17 protein-coding genes are annotated in these 17,071 nt (G+C 66.3%); 15 read left to right on the plus strand and 2 right to left on the minus strand.

Going from position 1 to position 17,071, the window contains the following annotated elements:
- The first annotated feature begins 225 nt into the window (after positions 1-225).
- From HPY83_01925 to HPY83_01940, 4 genes are all read left to right on the plus strand, one after another.
- Positions 226-1,197: a prolyl oligopeptidase family serine peptidase gene (locus tag HPY83_01925; protein NPV06705.1), complete on the plus strand. Its 972-nt coding sequence runs from the start codon at positions 226-228 to the stop codon at positions 1,195-1,197.
- On the plus strand, positions 1,197-1,535 hold the full coding sequence (locus tag HPY83_01930) for a DUF2442 domain-containing protein (GenBank protein NPV06706.1): 339 nt from the start codon (positions 1,197-1,199) through the stop codon (positions 1,533-1,535). The genes HPY83_01925 and HPY83_01930 overlap by 1 nt, the downstream gene beginning before the upstream one ends.
- A gap of 41 nt (positions 1,536-1,576) precedes the next feature.
- Positions 1,577-1,789, plus strand: a complete 213-nt coding sequence (locus HPY83_01935; GenBank protein ID NPV06707.1) for a type II toxin-antitoxin system HicB family antitoxin — start codon at positions 1,577-1,579, stop codon at positions 1,787-1,789.
- Positions 1,790-2,012: 223 nt separating this feature from the next.
- Complete coding sequence (locus HPY83_01940; protein NPV06708.1) at positions 2,013-3,413, plus strand: B12-binding domain-containing radical SAM protein; 1,401 nt, start codon at positions 2,013-2,015, stop codon at positions 3,411-3,413.
- A gap of 417 nt (positions 3,414-3,830) precedes the next feature.
- Here the strand turns inward: HPY83_01940 and HPY83_01945 are convergent, their stop codons facing one another.
- Positions 3,831-4,706 carry an alpha/beta hydrolase gene (locus HPY83_01945; protein ID NPV06709.1) on the minus strand — a complete coding sequence of 292 codons (876 nt, stop codon included), beginning with the start codon at positions 4,704-4,706 and terminating at the stop codon, positions 3,831-3,833.
- 233 nt (positions 4,707-4,939) lie between these two features.
- On the opposite strand from HPY83_01945, the gene HPY83_01950 reads away from it, so the two are divergent.
- From HPY83_01950 to HPY83_01980, 7 genes are all read left to right on the plus strand, one after another.
- Positions 4,940-6,406 carry a DUF4139 domain-containing protein gene (locus HPY83_01950; GenBank protein NPV06710.1) on the plus strand — a complete coding sequence of 489 codons (1,467 nt, stop codon included), beginning with the start codon at positions 4,940-4,942 and terminating at the stop codon, positions 6,404-6,406.
- 282 nt (positions 6,407-6,688) lie between these two features.
- Positions 6,689-7,600 carry a hypothetical protein gene (locus HPY83_01955; GenBank protein NPV06711.1) on the plus strand — a complete coding sequence of 304 codons (912 nt, stop codon included), beginning with the start codon at positions 6,689-6,691 and terminating at the stop codon, positions 7,598-7,600.
- A 6-nt stretch (positions 7,601-7,606) separates the two neighbouring features.
- The gene (locus tag HPY83_01960; GenBank protein NPV06712.1) at positions 7,607-8,017 is read left to right on the plus strand and encodes a hypothetical protein; all 411 of its coding nucleotides are present in this window, start codon (positions 7,607-7,609) and stop codon (positions 8,015-8,017) included.
- The gene (nagA, locus tag HPY83_01965) at positions 8,014-9,192 is read left to right on the plus strand and encodes an N-acetylglucosamine-6-phosphate deacetylase (protein ID NPV06713.1); all 1,179 of its coding nucleotides are present in this window, start codon (positions 8,014-8,016) and stop codon (positions 9,190-9,192) included. The genes HPY83_01960 and nagA overlap by 4 nt, the downstream gene beginning before the upstream one ends.
- Positions 9,189-9,917 carry an HAD-IB family phosphatase gene (locus tag HPY83_01970; protein ID NPV06714.1) on the plus strand — a complete coding sequence of 243 codons (729 nt, stop codon included), beginning with the start codon at positions 9,189-9,191 and terminating at the stop codon, positions 9,915-9,917. The genes nagA and HPY83_01970 overlap by 4 nt, the downstream gene beginning before the upstream one ends.
- 156 nt (positions 9,918-10,073) lie before the next feature.
- Positions 10,074-10,718, plus strand: a complete 645-nt coding sequence (locus tag HPY83_01975; protein ID NPV06715.1) for an MBL fold metallo-hydrolase — start codon at positions 10,074-10,076, stop codon at positions 10,716-10,718.
- Between the two features lie 25 nt (positions 10,719-10,743).
- The gene (locus HPY83_01980) at positions 10,744-11,043 is read left to right on the plus strand and encodes a hypothetical protein (protein ID NPV06716.1); all 300 of its coding nucleotides are present in this window, start codon (positions 10,744-10,746) and stop codon (positions 11,041-11,043) included.
- A 59-nt stretch (positions 11,044-11,102) separates the two neighbouring features.
- Here HPY83_01980 and HPY83_01985 read toward each other — a convergent pair whose 3' ends face one another.
- Complete coding sequence (locus tag HPY83_01985) at positions 11,103-11,393, minus strand: hypothetical protein (GenBank protein NPV06717.1); 291 nt, start codon at positions 11,391-11,393, stop codon at positions 11,103-11,105.
- Between the two features lie 199 nt (positions 11,394-11,592).
- Between HPY83_01985 and HPY83_01990 the strand changes: the two genes are divergently transcribed.
- The 4 genes from HPY83_01990 to HPY83_02005 all read left to right on the plus strand — a co-directional run bounded on the left by HPY83_01990 (position 11,593) and on the right by HPY83_02005 (position 16,951).
- Positions 11,593-12,414: an inositol monophosphatase gene (locus HPY83_01990; GenBank protein NPV06718.1), complete on the plus strand. Its 822-nt coding sequence runs from the start codon at positions 11,593-11,595 to the stop codon at positions 12,412-12,414.
- Complete coding sequence (locus HPY83_01995) at positions 12,404-13,660, plus strand: hypothetical protein (GenBank protein NPV06719.1); 1,257 nt, start codon at positions 12,404-12,406, stop codon at positions 13,658-13,660. The genes HPY83_01990 and HPY83_01995 overlap by 11 nt, the downstream gene beginning before the upstream one ends.
- Positions 13,650-14,417, plus strand: a complete 768-nt coding sequence (locus tag HPY83_02000; protein NPV06720.1) for a hypothetical protein — start codon at positions 13,650-13,652, stop codon at positions 14,415-14,417. Before HPY83_01995 ends, HPY83_02000 begins: the two co-directional genes overlap by 11 nt.
- Positions 14,418-14,590: 173 nt before the next feature.
- Entirely contained in the window at positions 14,591-16,951 is a 2,361-nt protein-coding gene (locus HPY83_02005; GenBank protein ID NPV06721.1) for a YfhO family protein, read from the plus strand.
- Positions 16,952-17,071: the final 120 nt, after the last annotated feature.

Consider the following 17,071-nt stretch of genomic DNA (forward strand, 5'->3'; position numbering starts at 1 on the left):
AGCTGCCATCTGGCGCGGGCCAGGAACCACCACCGGCCAGCCAGCAGGCAGGGAACAGAGGCGATGCAGCGTCCGATAGCGCCCAGCCTGGCTCCGATAGCCATCTCTGGTGGCCTGCCCCAGGACTCTGAGAAAGCCCTACTCCGCGGCCCATCTACCTTGCCGCCGCGATGCGTGCGTGCCAGAATGAGCCATTCCGCACCGGCCGCTGGCCTTGGAGGTGTCTTGCTTCCGGTAGATATGCCCCTGTCTGAGTTGCAGCAATACCGTCCCCCGCAGACCAAGGAGCCCGACTTCGACTCTTTCTGGGAGCATACTCTGGACCAGGCCAGGAGCCAGCCCCTGAGCCCCGAGTTCCGACGGATGGAAGGCTACCCTGTTCCTGAAGTCGAGGTGTTCCGCGCCAGCTTCGATGGCTTTCGTGGTGGTCGCTCTGTGGGTTGGTACCTCCGGCCCGCCGGCGCAGCCAACGAGGGGAAGTTGCCGGCTGTCGTCGCCTACCACGGCTATAGCGGCAACAAGGGCCAGCCGCACCAGTACCTCCACTATGCCCTGCAGGGCTACGCCGTCCTGGCGCTGGACGTACGCGGCCAGTCGGGCGAAAGCTGCGACGCCAACCAGTACGACAGCGGGCACGTCACCGGCTGGATGACCAAGGGCATCTCGGACCCCGAGGGGTACTACTACCGAGGGGTATACATGGACTGCGTGCGGGCCGCCGATCTGGTGGCATCGCTGCCGGAGGTGGACCCCAGCCGGATGGGAGCCTGGGGCGTGAGCCAGGGCGGCGGCCTGGCGCTGGCAGCGACGGCGCTCAGCGGCCGGTTCGCTCTGACCATGCCGGACGTGCCCTATCTGTGCCACTACCGCCGCTCCCTGGAGATCGCCCAGCAGGGCCCCTATCTGGAGCTCAGCGCTTACTTCCGTCTTTATCCCGACCGGGAGGAGCAGGCATTTCGGACCCTTTCCTACTTCGACAACCTCAACCTGGCGGATCGCATCACCTGTCCGGTGTTGATGTCGGTGGGGCTGGTGGACCTCATCTGCCCGCCCTCATCCATCTACGCCACGTACAACTACGTGGCGGGCGAGAAGCGCATGGCAGTGTATCCCTACCACGGGCACGAGGTGCCCCCGCAACACGTCACCGAGCAGATCCGCTGGGCCAACCGGCACCTGCGGGGGCTGGATGTATAATGAAGGCGCAATGTCGAAGACGACGTGGGGTGAGACATCCAGTACTCCGAGTAGCCGAGTTGGAGCGGGTGGGCGCGTACACGCTTCGTGTCGCCTTTGATGATGGTGCCAAGCAGGTGATTGACTTTTCATCAGTCCTTGCAGGGCCCGTGTATGGGCCACTACGAGATGAGCGAGTCTTCGACCAAGTGACCATAGACCCAGAGGTCCGCACTCTCGTCTGGCCCAATGGCGCCGACTTCGACCCGGCCACACTGCACGACTGGCCCAAGTACGCGGATGAGCTGAAGCGATTGGCCGGAGTGTGGAAGCAGGCTGAGCCAACCACTTCCTCGTAAAGGTGGAGCGCCGTATCAGGTGATGTCCGGGAGGTAGTAGAATGGATAACATGTACACGGCCATAGTACAGCGCCGCGGCGACTGGTGGATGGGCTGGATCGCTGAGATACCAGGGGTGAACTGCCAGGAGCGGTCTCGTGAGGAGCTGCTCGAGAGCCTCCGGGTCACGTTGCGAGAGGCGCTGGAACTCAACCGGCAAGATGCCATTGCCTCAGCCGGAGACGACTACCAGGAAGACCGCATCGCGGTATGAAGCGCCGCGACCTGCTCAGGCATCTCCGCTCTCACGGTTGCAGCCTGCTTAGGGAAGGTGGGCGCCACTCCTAGTGGCACAACCCAGCACAGCAGAAGCGGTCCGCGGTTCCCAGACACTCAGAGATAGACGATGTGCTGGCCAAGAAGATCTGCAAGGACCTGGGGATACCATTCGTCCGGTAGCGCGCGTAAGGGACTCTCACCTCAAGAGGCGGCCTAGCATGCACATCAGCCTGATCTACGCCGGCATCGCTGGCAAAGGGTTCAACAGCATCGGCCAGGGGATGGACTCGGGCTGGATCAGCCACGGGCTGGCCATCCTGAGTGCCGTCCTCAAGCGCGAGGGCCACGAGGTGGATCTCCTCGACCTACGCGCCCTGCGCGACTGGGATCACTTCCGCGACGAGCTGTCCTCCCGCCGCCCTGACGTCTGCGGCCTCACCATGATGAGCGTGGACTTCAACCCGGTCATGCGGGCCGTGGACCTCATCAAAGAGACCCTGCCCGACTGCACCGTCGTGGTAGGCGGCCCCCATCCCACCCTGGCCACCGACGAGGTGATCCCCAACCCCAAGATAGACCATGTGGTCATCCGCGAGGGTGAGATCAGCTTCCCTCAGCTGCTGCGCGACCTGGAGGCGGGCCGAAAACGAGAGCGCCTTATCGCGGGCGAGCACCCCGACCTGGATTCCCTCCCCTACGCCGACCACGACCTCTTCCTGGACGAGTGGCGCCGCTGGGGCTACGCCATCGAGTCGCCCGAGGCACCCTTCGTGCCTGAGCTCCCCCCGCCTTTCGTGACCATCATCGCCGGACGGGGCTGCATCTACAGCTGCGCCTTCTGCAAGCCGGGCGAGAGCCTCATCTTCGGTAACCGGGTGCGACGTCGTAGCGTGCCCAACGTGATCGGCGAGCTGAAGGAGCTGCGGGACCGCTACCGGTTCAACTCCTTCATGTTTCACGACGACTGCCTCACCGAGAACCCCCGCTGGGTGCGGGAGTTTTGTCGGGCCTACCTTGAGGAGGGCTTCACCCAACCCTTCTTCTGCCAGAGCCGGGCCGATATCATCGTCAAGCACGAGGAGACGGTGGCCCTCATGGCGCAGGCCGGGCTCAAGGGCTACTTCATCGGTTTCGAGAGCGGCAGCGACCGGGTCCTGGAGTTCATCAACAAGGGCACCACCCGGGCCCAGAACCTGGAGGCGGCGCGCATCTGCCGCAAGTACGGCATCGCTATCTGGGCCAACTACATGCTGGGGCTGCCTACCGAGACTCCCGACGAGGTCCGGGAGACCATCTCCATGCTCAAGGAGATAGATCCCGACTACTACAGCCCCGCCTTCTTCACCCCCCACCCGGGCAGCCACCTGTATGACTACTGCGTCGAGAACGACCTCATGCTCATCCGGGATCACGACGACTATGCCCGCAACCCCACCGGACCCAAGATCAAGACCCAGGACCCCGAGTTCCTGGTCTGGGCTCTAGCGGAATCCCAGCGGCGCACTACGGCCAACGCCTTGAAACGTGAGGCGCGCCGATACTGGCATCGGTATGCCCGTCCCGGCAAGGTGGCCCGTAAGGTGCGCCAGTTGCTGCTCCGGCCAGCGGAGCCGGCCTAGCCTCGTCTCCGTACATCAGCAGACACTGGCGCTACAGCGCTGCTCCGGTGATCGCTCAGTATCCCCTGGTGGCCCCCTGCCGGAGCCTGGACACCAGCGATTCTGTCGTATGCATGCGTTCACTCCACTCGCCACGACACACCTCTCGGCGGTGTAGGACGCAGGCTCCAGTCCAGGCCAACGAGTGGGGGCCGGAAATGGGGGGCTGTCCGCACACGGCAGATGGCTACGGCAGGCTGTGTGTGAGCTGACCCTCCTCGTCCAGGAGCTCTATCTCGGACGTGCCGTCGGCTTCTGCCATAGGGTGGCGGGGCCGGCCCAGAGCGTCACTCAAGTTGATGCGTGGGGCGCCGCGTTTGGTCCGGCACGGCCGCTCGAGGCAGCGCACATGCCGGCCCCCTGGGGGGCCGCCCCGGCTCAGGGCCTCAGGTGAGCGGCCAGGAAGTCCAGGACGGCGTCGAAGGCGCGGAGCGTGTGTGGATCGTCCCCGTCGCGGTCGAAGCCGTGCCCGCCGCCCTCCAGCGTCACCATCTCCGTCTCCACCCCCTGGCGGGCCAGCTCCTGGTGCATAGCCAACGACTGCCCGTAGGGAACGTCGGTGTCGGCGTCGCCGTGGAGCAGCAGGGTGGGCGAAGCCCCGGAGGTGACGTTCCTCAAGGGACAGTAGCGACGGAAGAACTCCGCATCCGCCTTGGGATCGCGGCCGCCTACCTCCTGTGGCCACGCCCCCTGCTGGCGGCAGTACAGATAGAACTCGAACCGCTCTGGGGGACCCTCAGAGATAGGGGCCGACCCCACCAGCGACCTCGCCTTCTCCTCCGTTACCCGGGGGAAGGTGAGGTAGTGCGGGTCGGGTCGGGTATACCAGTCAGCTACGATGTCGCCGTAGCCGTAGAACGAGACCACGGCTCGGGGCGCAGGATGGGTGGTAGTGCCCAACAGGAGGGCGAGGTAGCCGCCGGCCGAATGGCCGATCACGGCCAGACGTTCCGGATCCAGATCCGGCACGCCCTCGCGCGTCCAGGCCCAAGCCGTCAGCACGTCGTCGGCGATCTCCGGCAGCTTGCTCTCCGGTGCCAGCCGGTAGTCGGGACAGACGACAGCGTAGCCGGCCTCCAGATAGCGGCGCACCTGCCAGGGCCGGACCGTCTTCCGGGAGCCGAAGATGAGGGCGCCGCCATGGAGCCACAGCAGAGCCGGGCAGGGGCCGGCCCCAATCGGGCGGAAGACGTCGGCGCGAAGGGGGTGGCCGGACACGGTGCGGTACGTGTAGGTGACGGGCTCGTGGGGCATTCATCCCTCCGGGCGGTGTGTGCCGGCGCAGTATAGCACCCGGAACCCGGCGCCACACCCGTTGGCGAGCCTTGCGGGCACGTCACTTGCAGCAAACTGCCTCAGGCCGGCTGGAACCGCACGCTCCTTGCCTGCGTCTACCTCACAGAGGACGCGCCCGGGGCGATGACCGTGGCCATTGAGAAAGCGGTGCCGACCCTGAGGCGGTCTGGGCTCTTTGAGGAGGCAAGCGCATGCGCAGACGAGCGGTTCTAACCATCTTCCTGGTGCTGGCCGTGGGGCTGTCGGGGGCGGCCGGCTACCGGTCTCTGCCTCAGGCAGTGGTGGCCCAGGAGCCGGGGGACCAGGCGGCCGGCCCGGAGATCGCCGTCTACAACCAGGGCGTGGCTCTGGTGAAGGACACCCGGACCCTCGACCTTGAGCAAGGGGTGCAGTCGGTCACCATCACCGACGTGGCGGAGCAGCTCGACCCCACCAGCGTGCACTTCCGCTCCCTCAGCGACCCCGAGGGAACGGTGGTGCTGGAGCAGAACTTCGAGTACGACCTGGTTGGCCCCGAACGGCTGCTGAGCAAGTACGTAGACCAGCGCATCGAGGTCATCACCCAGGACGGTACCGTCCACCAGGGCACCCTCCTCAGCGGCGCCGGTGACCTCATCCTGCGCGATGACCAGGACCGCGTGGTGGTGATCCGACGGGACAGCGTACGGGACTTCACCTTCCCCGCCCTTCCCGAGGGGCTCATCACCCGTCCCTCGCTGGTGTGGCTGGTGAACTCGGCCCAAGGTGGGACACAGGACGTAGAGATAGCTTACCTGACCGGTGGCATCAGCTGGCAGGCCAACTACGTGGTCCTGCTGGCGCAGGATAGCGCCAGCCTCGACCTCGACGGCTGGGTGACGCTGAACAACAACAGCGGCGCCACCTACACCGATGCCAGGCTCAAGCTGGTGGCGGGAGACATCAACCGCGTCACTCCGGCGGCCATGGACCGCGGGCTGGTGATGGAGGAGTACGCCCTGGCCGCACCGGCGGCCGCGCCTCAGGTGGAGCAGCGGGGCTTCTTCGAATACCACCTGTACGAGGTGCTGCGCCCGGTGACCATCCGGGACAGGCAGCAGAAACAGGTGGAGTTCGTCACCGCCACCGGCGTCCCGGCAGAGAAGTTCTTCGTCTACGATGGGGCTCCTGGGTACGCCTTCTGGGGCGGCTTAGTGAGTGACCCCAGCTATGGCGCCGATACCGGCGTCAAACAGGTGCGCACCATGCTTGCCTTCCAGACGGGCGAGGAGGGTGTGGATGCCCAATTGCCCCGAGGAGTGATCCGGGTCTATCAAGAGGACGTAGATGGCAGCCCTCTGCCCCTGGGCGAGGACAGGGTGGACCACACCCCCAAGGGTGAGGAGGTGCGGCTCTACATCGGTGATGCCTTCGACATCGTGGGCGAGCGGGTGCAAACGGACTTCCAGAAGCTGGGCAGCCGGGCCATGGAAGAGAGCTACCGGATCACCCTGCGGAACCACAAGGAAGAGGCAGTCGAGGTGCGGGTGGTGGAGCACATGTTCCGCTGGAGCGAGTGGCAGATCGTGCGAGAGACCGCCGAACACACCAAGCTGGACGCCCAGCAGGTGGAGTGGAGGGTGCAAGTTCCCGCCGACGGCGAATCCGTGATCGAGTATACCGTCCGTTACGAGTGGTGAGAGGCCGGTGCGACAGGAGGGGCCGGCTCTCGTCCGGGTCCACTCTCCGGGCGCGACCCGGCCCGCGATGAGCGCCATCGGGTCGGGGGTGGGCGACAGAGGCGTCACGCCCCCGGCCTCGGCCTGGCCATGAACGCCGCAGGCTGGGTAGTGGGCCTGTTCCGGAAATGATTGAGGCGAATCGAATTCGGTAGCGAACTGGTACTCCAGAGCGGGTGACAAGTCAACATATGTCTGCTAGAATGGCGGCGCCAAGGACCTCGCTGTGGGGGGAGGTACACCATGATAGAGGTGGTGCCGTACGCCGGCCGTCCCACCAACTACCGGGTGACGGACGGACGGCTGGAGGCCATCGTGACGGCCGACGTAGGGCCGCGGGTCCTGCGCCTGGGCCTGGTGGGCGGTCCTAACGAGTTTGCCGAGCTTCCCGAGGTTTCTCAGCCCACGCCCTACGGCGACTGGCGCCTCTATGGCGGCCACCGCCTGTGGCACTCGCCTGAAGCCATGCCTCGCTCTTACTACCCCGACAACGACCCCTGCACGGTTGAGGTGGACGACGACTACGTCTCCGTCGCCCAGGCGGTCGAACCCCCCACTGGCATCCAGAAGACTATGCGCCTCAGGCCGGGCGAGGGCTTTATCGAGGTGGACCATGTCCTGACGAACGAGGGGCTCTGGCCCATCGAGGCCGCTCCCTGGGCTCTATCGGTCATGGCGCCCGGCGGCACGGCCCTGCTCCAGCCTGCCTCCCAGCGCGACCCGCAGAACCTGCTGCCCAACAGGAGCCTCATCCTCTGGCCCTACACCGACCTGACGGACGATCGGCTGGTCTTGGGGCGGGACTTGATCCTTCTGCACCAGCGAGCCGACGCCGCGGGGCCGATCAAGGTGGGGGTGAACAACGACGGCGGCTGGGCCGCCTACTACAATCAGGGCCGCTTGTTCATCAAGCGATTCGCAGTGGACATCTTTGCCGTCTACCCGGATAATGGCTGCACCGTGGAGTGCTACACCAACGCTCAGATGCTGGAGCTGGAGAGCTTGGGTTCTCTCGTGTTGCTGGAACCTGGCGAAAGCGCATATCATACCGAGCGTTGGTACCTGTTCGAAGTGCCGCACCTCCCCCTGGACGATGAGGAGGCGCTGCTCGAGGCGGTCAACGGCCATCTCTCCCGCACCAGCGAGCCAGGATGAGGCGCCATGCTCCCAGATAACCTGTTGGCCTTGCGGACGGATACCGTACCGGGCGAGAGACGCAGCAAGCGGCTACGTCACTTCGTGGCAGCGCTGAAGCGCTACGAACCGCTCCTGGTCCTAAGCCTGGACCCTCTGGGAGAGAAGGGCGGCTCCATGACGCACGATCTGGAGCATGTCCTGGTCGTGGATGATGGCACGCTCGACTGGGAGACGGTAGATCGCCTCAGCGATGGCGTGATTCTAGTCATCCTCTACAGCGAGGGGGAGCTCACGGAGGAGCTTGGCATTCCCGGGCACCCCCTGTACGATTCCCTCCTCCGTGGCTCAGTCCTCTACGAGCGCAACGAAACCCGCGATCGCCTGTTGCGCGACCTGGTGCACCCAGAGCTGGAGCTGAGAGAGAGCACGGCATGATCGCCCTGGTGGGGGGGACCGTCCTCACCCCCAGCCGTCAGATTCCCGACGGCGCCGTGCTAGTGGAAGGGAACAGGATAGTGGTAGTGGGGCCTCGGCAGTTGGTGGCCATTCCCACCCACGCCGAGGTCATTGACGTTAGTGATAGCTACCTCGCGCCTGGCTTTGTGGATCTGCACTGCCACGGCGCCATTGGAGTGGACTTCAACCGCCCCGGCACCACCCCCGACGACCTTCACCGCGTGGCCGCCTTCAAGGCCTCTCACGGAACCACCTCCTTTCTGGCTGCCATCGCCACTGCCTCCCCTGAGGCAACTGAACGGTCGCTGGACGTGGTGCACCGGTCGGTTGGGGCTCGCGAAGGGGCCGAGGTCCTGGGGGCCCAGGCGGAGGGGCCCTTTCTCAACCCGGCTGCCGCCGGGGCTCAGGCAGTAGAGTGCATCCGTCCTCCCGACTTGGCGGAGCTGGACCGGTGGCTGGCTGTGTGCCCCGAGCTGCGCCTGATCTCTGTGGCGCCCGAGATGGAGGGAGGGCTCGAGTTCATCGCCGAGGGGCACCGCCGGGGGATCACTCTGAGCGTGGGCCATTCCTGCGCCAACTACGACCAGGTGATCGCCGCCGTAGGCGTGGGGCTCACTCACGCTACCCACACCTTCAACGCCATGCAAGGCTTCCACCATCGCCATCCGGGCACGGCAGGCGCCGTCCTCACCTGCGACGAGATCACGGCTGAGGCGGTCGTAGACAACGTGCACCTGCATCCGGCCGCGGTCAACCTGCTGGTGCGCTGCAAGGGGCCGAGCAGGCTGGCCCTGATCACCGATGCCATGTCGGCTGCCGGCTTGCCCGAGGGGGAGCACGAGTGGGACGGACGGCGGGTCACCGTCGCCGACGGAGCGGTGCGGCTGGACGATGGCACCATCGCTGGGAGCACCCTCACCATGGACCGGGCCCTGCGTAACCTGGTGGCGGCGGCGGAGATTCCCCTGGCCGACGCGGTGCAGATGGCCACGCTGAACCCCGCGAGGAGCATTGGCGTCCACAACCGCAAGGGCAGCCTGGCCTGCGGCCGGGACGCCGACGTGGTAGTGCTGGACCGAAACCTGGAGGTAGACATGACTATGGTTAGGGGCGCGATAGTGTTCCGCCGAGAGAAGGACGCCGAGGCTGTATGAGGGATGGGCTCCAAAGCGGTGGGGCTGGCCGCACTGGTACCCGCGGCGTCATTCTGTGTGACTTCGACGGAACCATCACCACGGTGGACGTCACCGACACGCTATGCCGGCAGAGCATCCCGGAGCGCTGGGCCGAGCTGGAGCGACAGTGGCTGAGCGGAGAGATCAGCGCCACGGAGTGCTATGAGCGGGAATACGAGGCCTTGGGCCTTGGGCAAGAGCAGATTGATGCTTTCCTGGAGACGGTTGCCCTCTCGCCCGGTACACAGCGGCTGATCCGCCTGGCCGACGAGCTGGGCTGGGAGTTCCACGTGCTCAGCGCCGGCTTCGACTACTACATTGAGCGCATCCTGCACCAGCGGGGGCTCCCCGTCCCCTACACGGCCAACAGCCTCAGCTTCACCCCCGAGGGCAAGCCTGTCCTGCGGTTCCTGGACGGCACCGACCCCCAGTGCCGCCGCTTCAGGCCACCCTGTGCCGGGTGCAAGCCGGCCACCTGGCGAGAATGGAAGCAGCGCGGCTATCGCATCGCCTTCGTCGGGGACGGGACCACCGACTTCTGCATGGCCGACGCGTTCAAGCTTGCCCGCGAGCCCGGCGACCTCCTCTTCGCCAAGAAGCGGCTGCTCCAGTACTGTCACCTGAACGACATCCCGGCCATCCCCTACGAGACCCTGGATGACGTTGCCGAGAGATTGGCACGCAGCCGACACCGGCGTCCCTAGCGACGCCGCTGATCCACGCCGTTCTGCGCTGGTCTCTTGATGCCCTCTCTATCGGATCGGCGTGAATCACCGTAGCATCGGCGGCCCCTGTGTTCTGTCAGGTGACGCCTTTTCGCTATCCTCGCGGCCGCGCTATACTAGGCCCTTAGGAGGCTCGTGATGGACATTACCTGGTACGGGCAGTCCTGCTTTCGCCTGAGGGACAGGAGCATCAGCGTGGTGACCGACCCGTACGGGAAGGTGTCGGGACTGAAGCTGCCCCGGCTGACGGCCGATATCGTGACCGTGAGCCATGGCCACCAGGATCACAGCAACGTGGCAGCCGTCCGCGGTCAGCCGTTCGTGATAGACAGTCCAGGCGAGTATGAGGTCGGTGGGCTATTCGTCACTGGCATTGGCATGTGGCACGATGCCCAATCGGGCGCGGAGCGGGGCAAAAACACCATCTTCATCTATCACTTTGATGACGCCACTGTCTGCCATTTGGGCGATCTGGGCCATGTGCCTACGCAGGCTCAGGTCGAGGAGATGGGCGACGTGGACGTGTTGCTGGTGCCGGTGGGGGGCAAGTTCACCATAGACGCCCGGCAGGCCGTCGAGGTGATCAGCCTGATTGAGCCGTCGGTGGTGATCCCGATGCACTACGCCTTGCCAGGCATGGAGACTCCCCTGGAGGGTGTGGACGCTTTCCTGAAGGAGATGGGGGTGAGAGAGCCCGAGCGGTTGGACTCCTACTCGGTCACCGGCAAGCGTCTGCCCGAGGAGACTCAGGTGATGGTGCTGGAGAGCCATTCCAGTTAGGTCTGTGTTGCTGGAGGTACATAGGGTGCCGAAGCTGCTCATGAGGTGGAACATAAAGCCGGGCAAGGAGACTGACTACTTCGAGTACGTGCTCAAGGAGTTCGCACCCGGCATCAACCGATTGGGGCTGCGGCTCACAGAGTCGTGGTACACCGTCTACGGTGAAGGGCCACAGATCCTAACCGGTGCCGAGGCGGACAGCGAAGACGAGATGGACTCCGCGCTGGACAGTGAGGCCTGGGAAAGGTTGGCAGAGAAGCTCCAGGAGTACGTCACCGACTTCGGGTACAAGGTGGTCCCCTCTACCGGCCGCTTTCAGCTCTAGACGACGGAGAGAGCGGGGCCATTCTGGCCCCGCTCTCTCCGTCGCGAACTCCGGTCGCTTCAGTCGTCCTTGCTGGTGCTGCCATACGACTTGGAACCGGATGACTCGCTAGCGGAAGAGGAGCTTGAGCTACTCGAGCCGTTCGAAGAAGAGGACCCGCTCGTGGCTGTGCGGGGGCGGTTGTCGGTGACGTAGAACCCGGAGCCTTTGAACACTACGCCCACGGGCTGGTACACGCGGCGAACGTGCCCCTCGCATTCAGGGCAGTCGGTGAGTGGCCCCTCAGTGACAGCTTGCTTCCGCTCGAAGGCGACGCCACATGTGTCGCACTTGTAGACATAGACCGGCATCTCTACGAACCTCCGCGACGGTAAGGGCTCACAAGCCCCGATTATATCCCGGTGAGGCTCCGAGATCAATTGCGCCAGGGGATGACTTCATCCTCCGGCCCCTACCGCACAGGGAGACAAGAGCTGCGTCGCTCTTCCTCGGCAGGAAGGGTAAGCCAGAGGCGCCCCTGGAGATGCCGGCATTTCCTTGGAGGGGACATTGAGGACCACTGCATCGCCGCCCGCTGAACGCTCCGCCTTCCTCCATCTCGCTCACCATACCGCCGTTGCCGCCGCTCTAGCCGGCGGGCGGGCCGCCCAATCCGCCTGCCTCAGCCCTCTGGAAACCACCCACAAGGGTAGGCACGACCTGGTCACCAATGGGGACCTGGCCGCCGAGGGGGCAGTGGTGAGGGTGATCCGGGAAGCCTTCCCTGGGCATGGTCTTCTATCGGAGGAAGGCCGATCCGAACAGGGCAACGGCTTCCGTTGGGTGGTGGATCCGGTGGACGGGACCACCAACTACTCCCGCGGCCTGCCCTTCTACGCCGTTTCGGTGGGCCTGATGGAGGGTGACGAGTACCTGGTAGGGGCGGTGTACGACCCGGTTCGCGACGAGATGTTCTCGGCCTGGCGGGGCGGTGGCGCCTACGTGAACGGTCGGGCCATTCACACCCGTGACACCGCTGCCCTGGATGACTGCGTCTTCAGCCTTGGCCTCTCCTACGTGCCGGCGGAGCGAACGCAGGTGATGGAGGTAGGCCGGCACATGGCTCCCATCTGCCTTACCCTGCGCGAGCTCGGTTCCGCTGCCCTGGCCTTGGCGTACATCGCCGCCGGCCGGCTGGACTGCTACCTGCACGCCCACCTCATGCCCTGGGATGGGGCGGCAGGGAAGGTGATCCTGGAGGAGGCCGGCGGACTGATGACCGACCTCGAAGGGAGACCGTGGACCTTCGCCACTGGAGCCACCCTGGCTGCCGGGCCCCGCATCCACCGGCCCCTCCTGGACCTCATCCGCAGCCTCTACCGTGAGGGCTGATCCTGGGCGAAGGCGGGTCCTGCTGGCCCTGGCCTTCCTCCCCCTGGCAGCGTGCTCTCCGCAGCGAGAGACCTGGACACCGGAGCCGCCCACGCCCCCGCTGGCCGACGGCGGCCGGGTGGTGCTATTCCTGGTGCCGGGCCTGGGGCTGAGCGATCTACTGGTGGCCAGTGGCGAGGGCGCGCTCCCAAACGTGGCGCTCATGCGGGAGCGAGGGCTCCTGGTGGAGCACCTGGACTCGGCGCCGGGCGTGATCTGCACTCCCGGCGAGGTCGGCCGCGAAATGCTCGCCTGGGAGTATGAGGCGATAGCCCCTCCGTGCCCAACCTGGGACCTGGGTCTAGAAGGGGTGATGCTCGAGGACTGCCCGCCGGCATCCTCCCTGGATGTGGCCGTGACCGCCTGGCTGGATAGGTTACAGGTTACAGGGGACAGGTTACAGGGGATAGGGGATAGGGTACAGGGGATAGGGGATGGGATGCGGAGCGTCTGTCCCCCCTCTTCCCCAAGCCGTGCAACGGGTGACGCTTTCCCTGTAACCTGTAACCTATCCCCTGTAACCTGCAACCTGTGCCCTGTAGTAGTGGCGCTGGACGGCCTGCTCGCGTTGCAGACGGGGCATCTCTTGGCCGACCCACGGCAGCCGGGCTACGACGAGGAGGCTGCTCTGCGTTTCGCCGGAGCCTGGCTGACGGCTCTGAGGGGCCTGGACACGGCTCTGGGGCGCGTTCTCAGTCGGGTGGACCTCAGCCTGTGGACGGTGGCACTGGCCTCCACGTGCGAGGTGGGGGCGGTTCACGGTGCCCTCGACCCGGCCCAGATCCGAGGATCGCCCCGGGTGCTGGCGGGGGGAGCCATTCTGGAGACTGAAGGGGGAGTGGCCCTACCCGAGGGAGAGGCCTGGTCGGGCGTAGAGGCCGGTCGCGGCCCTGAGCCGGGGGGCAGTGCCGAGAGCAGCAGCGCCGGTGTCCGCTTGCTCGCTCCCCCCGGGTATGCCTTCGTGCCCGGGGATGGCACCCTTCCCCGAGCGGTACCTCGGCCGGGAGGATTCATGCTCGCGGTGGGACCGGGTCTGTCCCAGGGCGTGCGGCTGGGAGCCATGCTGCCTGCCTCGGTCGGGAAGCTGCTCTGGGGCCTGACCGATGACAGCCACAGAGACAGTGGTGGGCCTGAGGTGAGCCGCCATGGAGCGGTCGGCGGCGGATCGATGGATGAGTTCGGGGAAGCATCGGACTATGCTGGTTGACATACACGTACACACTACGCGCCATTCCTCCTGTGCTCGCTCCTCCCCCGACGAGATGATGGAGGCAGCGGAGGCGGCGGGGCTGGACGCTGTAGTCATCACCGAGCACCACTTCGCCTGGGAAGAGGCCGAGTTGGACGCACTACGTCGGTCTCACCCGGGTCTGCGCATCTTTCGGGGCATGGAGATCACCACCGACGGCGGACGGGCGGACGTCCTGGCCGTCGGCATGGCGGACTGGCACCTCTTGCAGAAGGGCATGCCTCCCGATGAGGCCATCCGCCGCATCCGCGAGGCCGGGGGCCTCTCCGTGTTGGCCCACCCCTTCCGGTTGGGTGGGACGATTCCGGCCCAGTTCTTGCTCGAGCCACCGGACGCCTACGAGGCCATGAGCCTCAACATGCCTGTCTTTGCCCGGAGGCGGGCGGGCGCACTGGACACGGCGCTGCCGTCGGCCCGTCCACTGGCGGCCTCCGACGCGCACCACGGCACCGGCCTGGGGTCCTATGCTATACAGCTCGAGGGAGAGGCCGCCAACGAGGCGGAGCTGGTGGCTGCCGTGGCCTCCGGCGCCTTCCGGGTAGTGACGGACTTCGCCAGGCTACGGGACCGCTCCTCCCACTGGGAGCGGATCCAGAACCGGGTGCGGATGCTGGCCCAGGAGGGCGCCTCCCTGCCCGGAATCCGGCACGAGACCGGCTACTCCGTTGCCCTGGTGCGCTATGTTATGGAGGGCGGGGACTTGCTAGGGTGGTAGGACGCTACCCAGTTGATAGGCGCAAGTAAACCCGGACCTCCACTGGAGGTTTGCGTCCGCTCGCGCTCTATCGCCAGTGTCGACGTACCCTGAGGGCTCTTGCCCCGAGCGCCGGTGGCGTCTAGATTGGGCGGGGCGCCGTGAGCGCCCCACGGCAGCATAGGAGCGACACGTTGCTGGAAGGCACGGCCGAGGAGGAGGTACAGCTCGATCGCGCCGAGGTGAGCGCCGATCGTGCGCGGCTCGGCGGAGCCGCTCTGGCGGTGCTGGCGCTGTTGCCTTTCCTCTTCTACTGGCGTCTGTTCACCCCCAATCCCGTTGACCGGGCCTCCTTCCCGCATGGTGACTTCTCGATCCAGTCCTACGCCTTCGCCCGCTACCAGGCCCAGAGGCTGCTGGCGGGCGAGTTGCCCCTCTGGTCGCCAGGGGCCTACTCCGGTTTCCCCTTCCTGGCCGACCCCCAGTCCGCCTCCTTCTATCCCCCCCGGCTGCTCCTGATCCTGCTCGCCGGCCCGTTGGGCTACCCCTATGTGGCCCTGGGGCTGGAGGCGGTCCTGCACTTGTCCCTGGTGGCCGGGTTCACCTTCCTGCTTGGCCGGCGGCTGTTCCGGCACGCGGGGATAGCCTTCCTGGTGGCCCTGGCCTTCACCTTCGGAGGCTACCTGATCTCCAGCCCTGGCCGGCAACTGGCAGCTCTGGAGTCGGCCGCCTGGCTGCCCCTGGCTCTGCTGGCCGCGCACGCAGGGGTCAGCCGGCCCCGAGTCTTGAACCGCTGGACCCTGTTGTGCGGCACCTCGCTGGCGCTGTCTGCCCTGGCGGGACACCTTCAGACCACGGTGCTGGTGACATACGTGGTGAGCGGCTATGCCCTCTGGCGACGATGGTCGCGAGCCGGCGCCTCGTTCGTGGGTGTCAGCCTGCTCCTGGCAGGTGGGCTGGCGGCGGCTCAGCTGCTCCCGTCTGCCCAATACCTGCTGCTGTCGAGCCAGACGCGGTGGGGCTACGACGAGGTGGCAGCCGGGCTGCCGGTCCAGGACACGGTGCAGGTGCTCTTCCCCGGCTCCGTGAGCCTCTACTCGCCTCTATACGTGGGGATGCTGCCTCTGCTCCTGGCGGGTGCGGCTCTGGTCCTTCGAGGCGGGGTGCGCCCGGTGCGGTTCTGGTTCCTAGTGGCGCTAGTGGCCCTGCTGCTATCGTTCGGGGATCAGGCCTTCGTGCACAGCCTGTTCTACCTGCTAGTGCCGGGTTGGCGCCTCTTCCAGAGCCAGGAGCCGGTGGCCCTTATGGTCTCCCTGCCCGCGTGTCTTTTGGCCGGCTATGGGGCCCTGGCGCTCCTCGGGCGAGGTGGTGCTTCGGCCGAGGAGCGCCGCGGCTACGTCCGGGCGGCCGCGGGGCTCCTATGGGTGCTGGGAGTGGCGGCGGTGGCGTTCTTCCTGGGCCTGGTTCGGGACGGATGGACCGCCGATAGCGCCTTCTACCGGCTGCTGGGGGTGGCCATCTTCGCCGCCCTCGTGACGGCTCTGGCCTGGGGCCTTCTCCGCTGGTGGGTCGCCGCCTCTCGGCCGGAGGCGGTGTTCCTCGGCCTGGCGGCCGCTATCGTCGCCTTCGATCTCTTCACCGTGGGTTGGAGGAACAGCCTCAGCTCTGATCCGCCCCAGGCCCGTCAGCAGGCCCCGGGGGCGGCGACGGCCATGCGGGCCGATGCGGGCAGGGAGATCTTCCGGGCGTTCAACGAGTTCGCGCTGGATGGGAACTACGGAGTCCAGTTCGGCCTGGAGGACATCTGGGGGGCGAGCCCGCTGCGCCTGGCGCGGTATCAGGAGTTAGTGAGTAGCGTCCCTTGGGAGCGTCTGTGGCCGCTGCTGGACGTGCGGTACGTGGCCACCTGGCGCCCGGAGTTGCCCCTGGCCTCGCAGATCATCTACCAGGAGCAGGTGGGCGACGAGACCACGTACGTCTACGTGCATCGGCTGCTGGGTGATTACCCTCGCGCCTGGTTGGTGGGGCAAGCAGAGATCGTCCCGCCGGAGGCGACCCTGGAGCGATTGACCGAACCGGCGTTCGACCCCTGGCGCACAGCCCTGCTGGAGGAGGCTCCTCCCTTCTCCCTGTCTCCGGAGGCGGGCGCCGGCCTGGTCCGGTGGCAGGCGCACGAGCCCGAACGTCTGGTGCTGTTCGTGCGAGCAACCGGCAACTCGCTGCTGGTTCTCTCCGAGGTCCACTACCCCGGATGGCGGGCCTGGGTAGACGGCCAGCCTACTCAGCTGCTGGTGGCAGATCACGCCCTGCGGGCCGTGCCCGTGCCGGAGGGCGAGCACCGGGTGGAGCTGCGCTTCGTGCCTAGCCTCTGGATGCTGGGCCTGGGGGTGTCGCTGGTGTCGTTGGCAGTGCTGGCCGTCGGGCTGGCGGTTCTGCGGGAGCAGAACCCTACCACCGCTGAAGCCTCGGCATCGTCCCCTCAGGATCAGCGTGGATCCGCGCCCCTCACAGCGCGCTCAGGTCTTATTCCCGCAACCGGGGCCCGCGTGCTATAATTGCACCATGGCCTCTCAGCGGAGACTGACGGTATCGGGAGGTTGCCTCCCGCTTTCAGCGGCGCCGCGGCGGCTTCTGCCCGCCGCTAAGGGCCATATGGGGGCTTGCCCCCGTCTACT

It is taken from the genome of Anaerolineae bacterium, assembly GCA_013178015.1.
Lineage (GTDB): Bacteria > Chloroflexota > Anaerolineae > DRVO01 > DRVO01 > Ch71.

Bases quoted from the DNA above. Each gene is read 5' to 3' on its own strand.
- HPY83_01930 (NPV06706.1), top strand. From the start codon at position 1,197: ATGAAGGCGCAATGTCGAAGACGACGTGGGGTGAGACATCCAGTACTC.
- HPY83_01935 (NPV06707.1), top strand. From the start codon at position 1,577: ATGGATAACATGTACACGGCCATAGTACAGCGCCGCGGCGACTGGTGG.
- HPY83_01940 (NPV06708.1), top strand. From the start codon at position 2,013: ATGCACATCAGCCTGATCTACGCCGGCATCGCTGGCAAAGGGTTCAAC.
- HPY83_01945 (NPV06709.1), bottom strand. From the start codon at position 4,706: ATGCCCCACGAGCCCGTCACCTACACGTACCGCACCGTGTCCGGCCAC.
- HPY83_01950 (NPV06710.1), top strand. From the start codon at position 4,940: ATGCGCAGACGAGCGGTTCTAACCATCTTCCTGGTGCTGGCCGTGGGG.
- HPY83_01955 (NPV06711.1), top strand. From the start codon at position 6,689: ATGATAGAGGTGGTGCCGTACGCCGGCCGTCCCACCAACTACCGGGTG.
- HPY83_01960 (NPV06712.1), top strand. From the start codon at position 7,607: ATGCTCCCAGATAACCTGTTGGCCTTGCGGACGGATACCGTACCGGGC.
- nagA (NPV06713.1), top strand. From the start codon at position 8,014: ATGATCGCCCTGGTGGGGGGGACCGTCCTCACCCCCAGCCGTCAGATT.
- HPY83_01970 (NPV06714.1), top strand. From the start codon at position 9,189: ATGAGGGATGGGCTCCAAAGCGGTGGGGCTGGCCGCACTGGTACCCGC.
- HPY83_01985 (NPV06717.1), bottom strand. From the start codon at position 11,393: ATGCCGGTCTATGTCTACAAGTGCGACACATGTGGCGTCGCCTTCGAG.
- HPY83_02000 (NPV06720.1), top strand. From the start codon at position 13,650: ATGCTGGTTGACATACACGTACACACTACGCGCCATTCCTCCTGTGCT.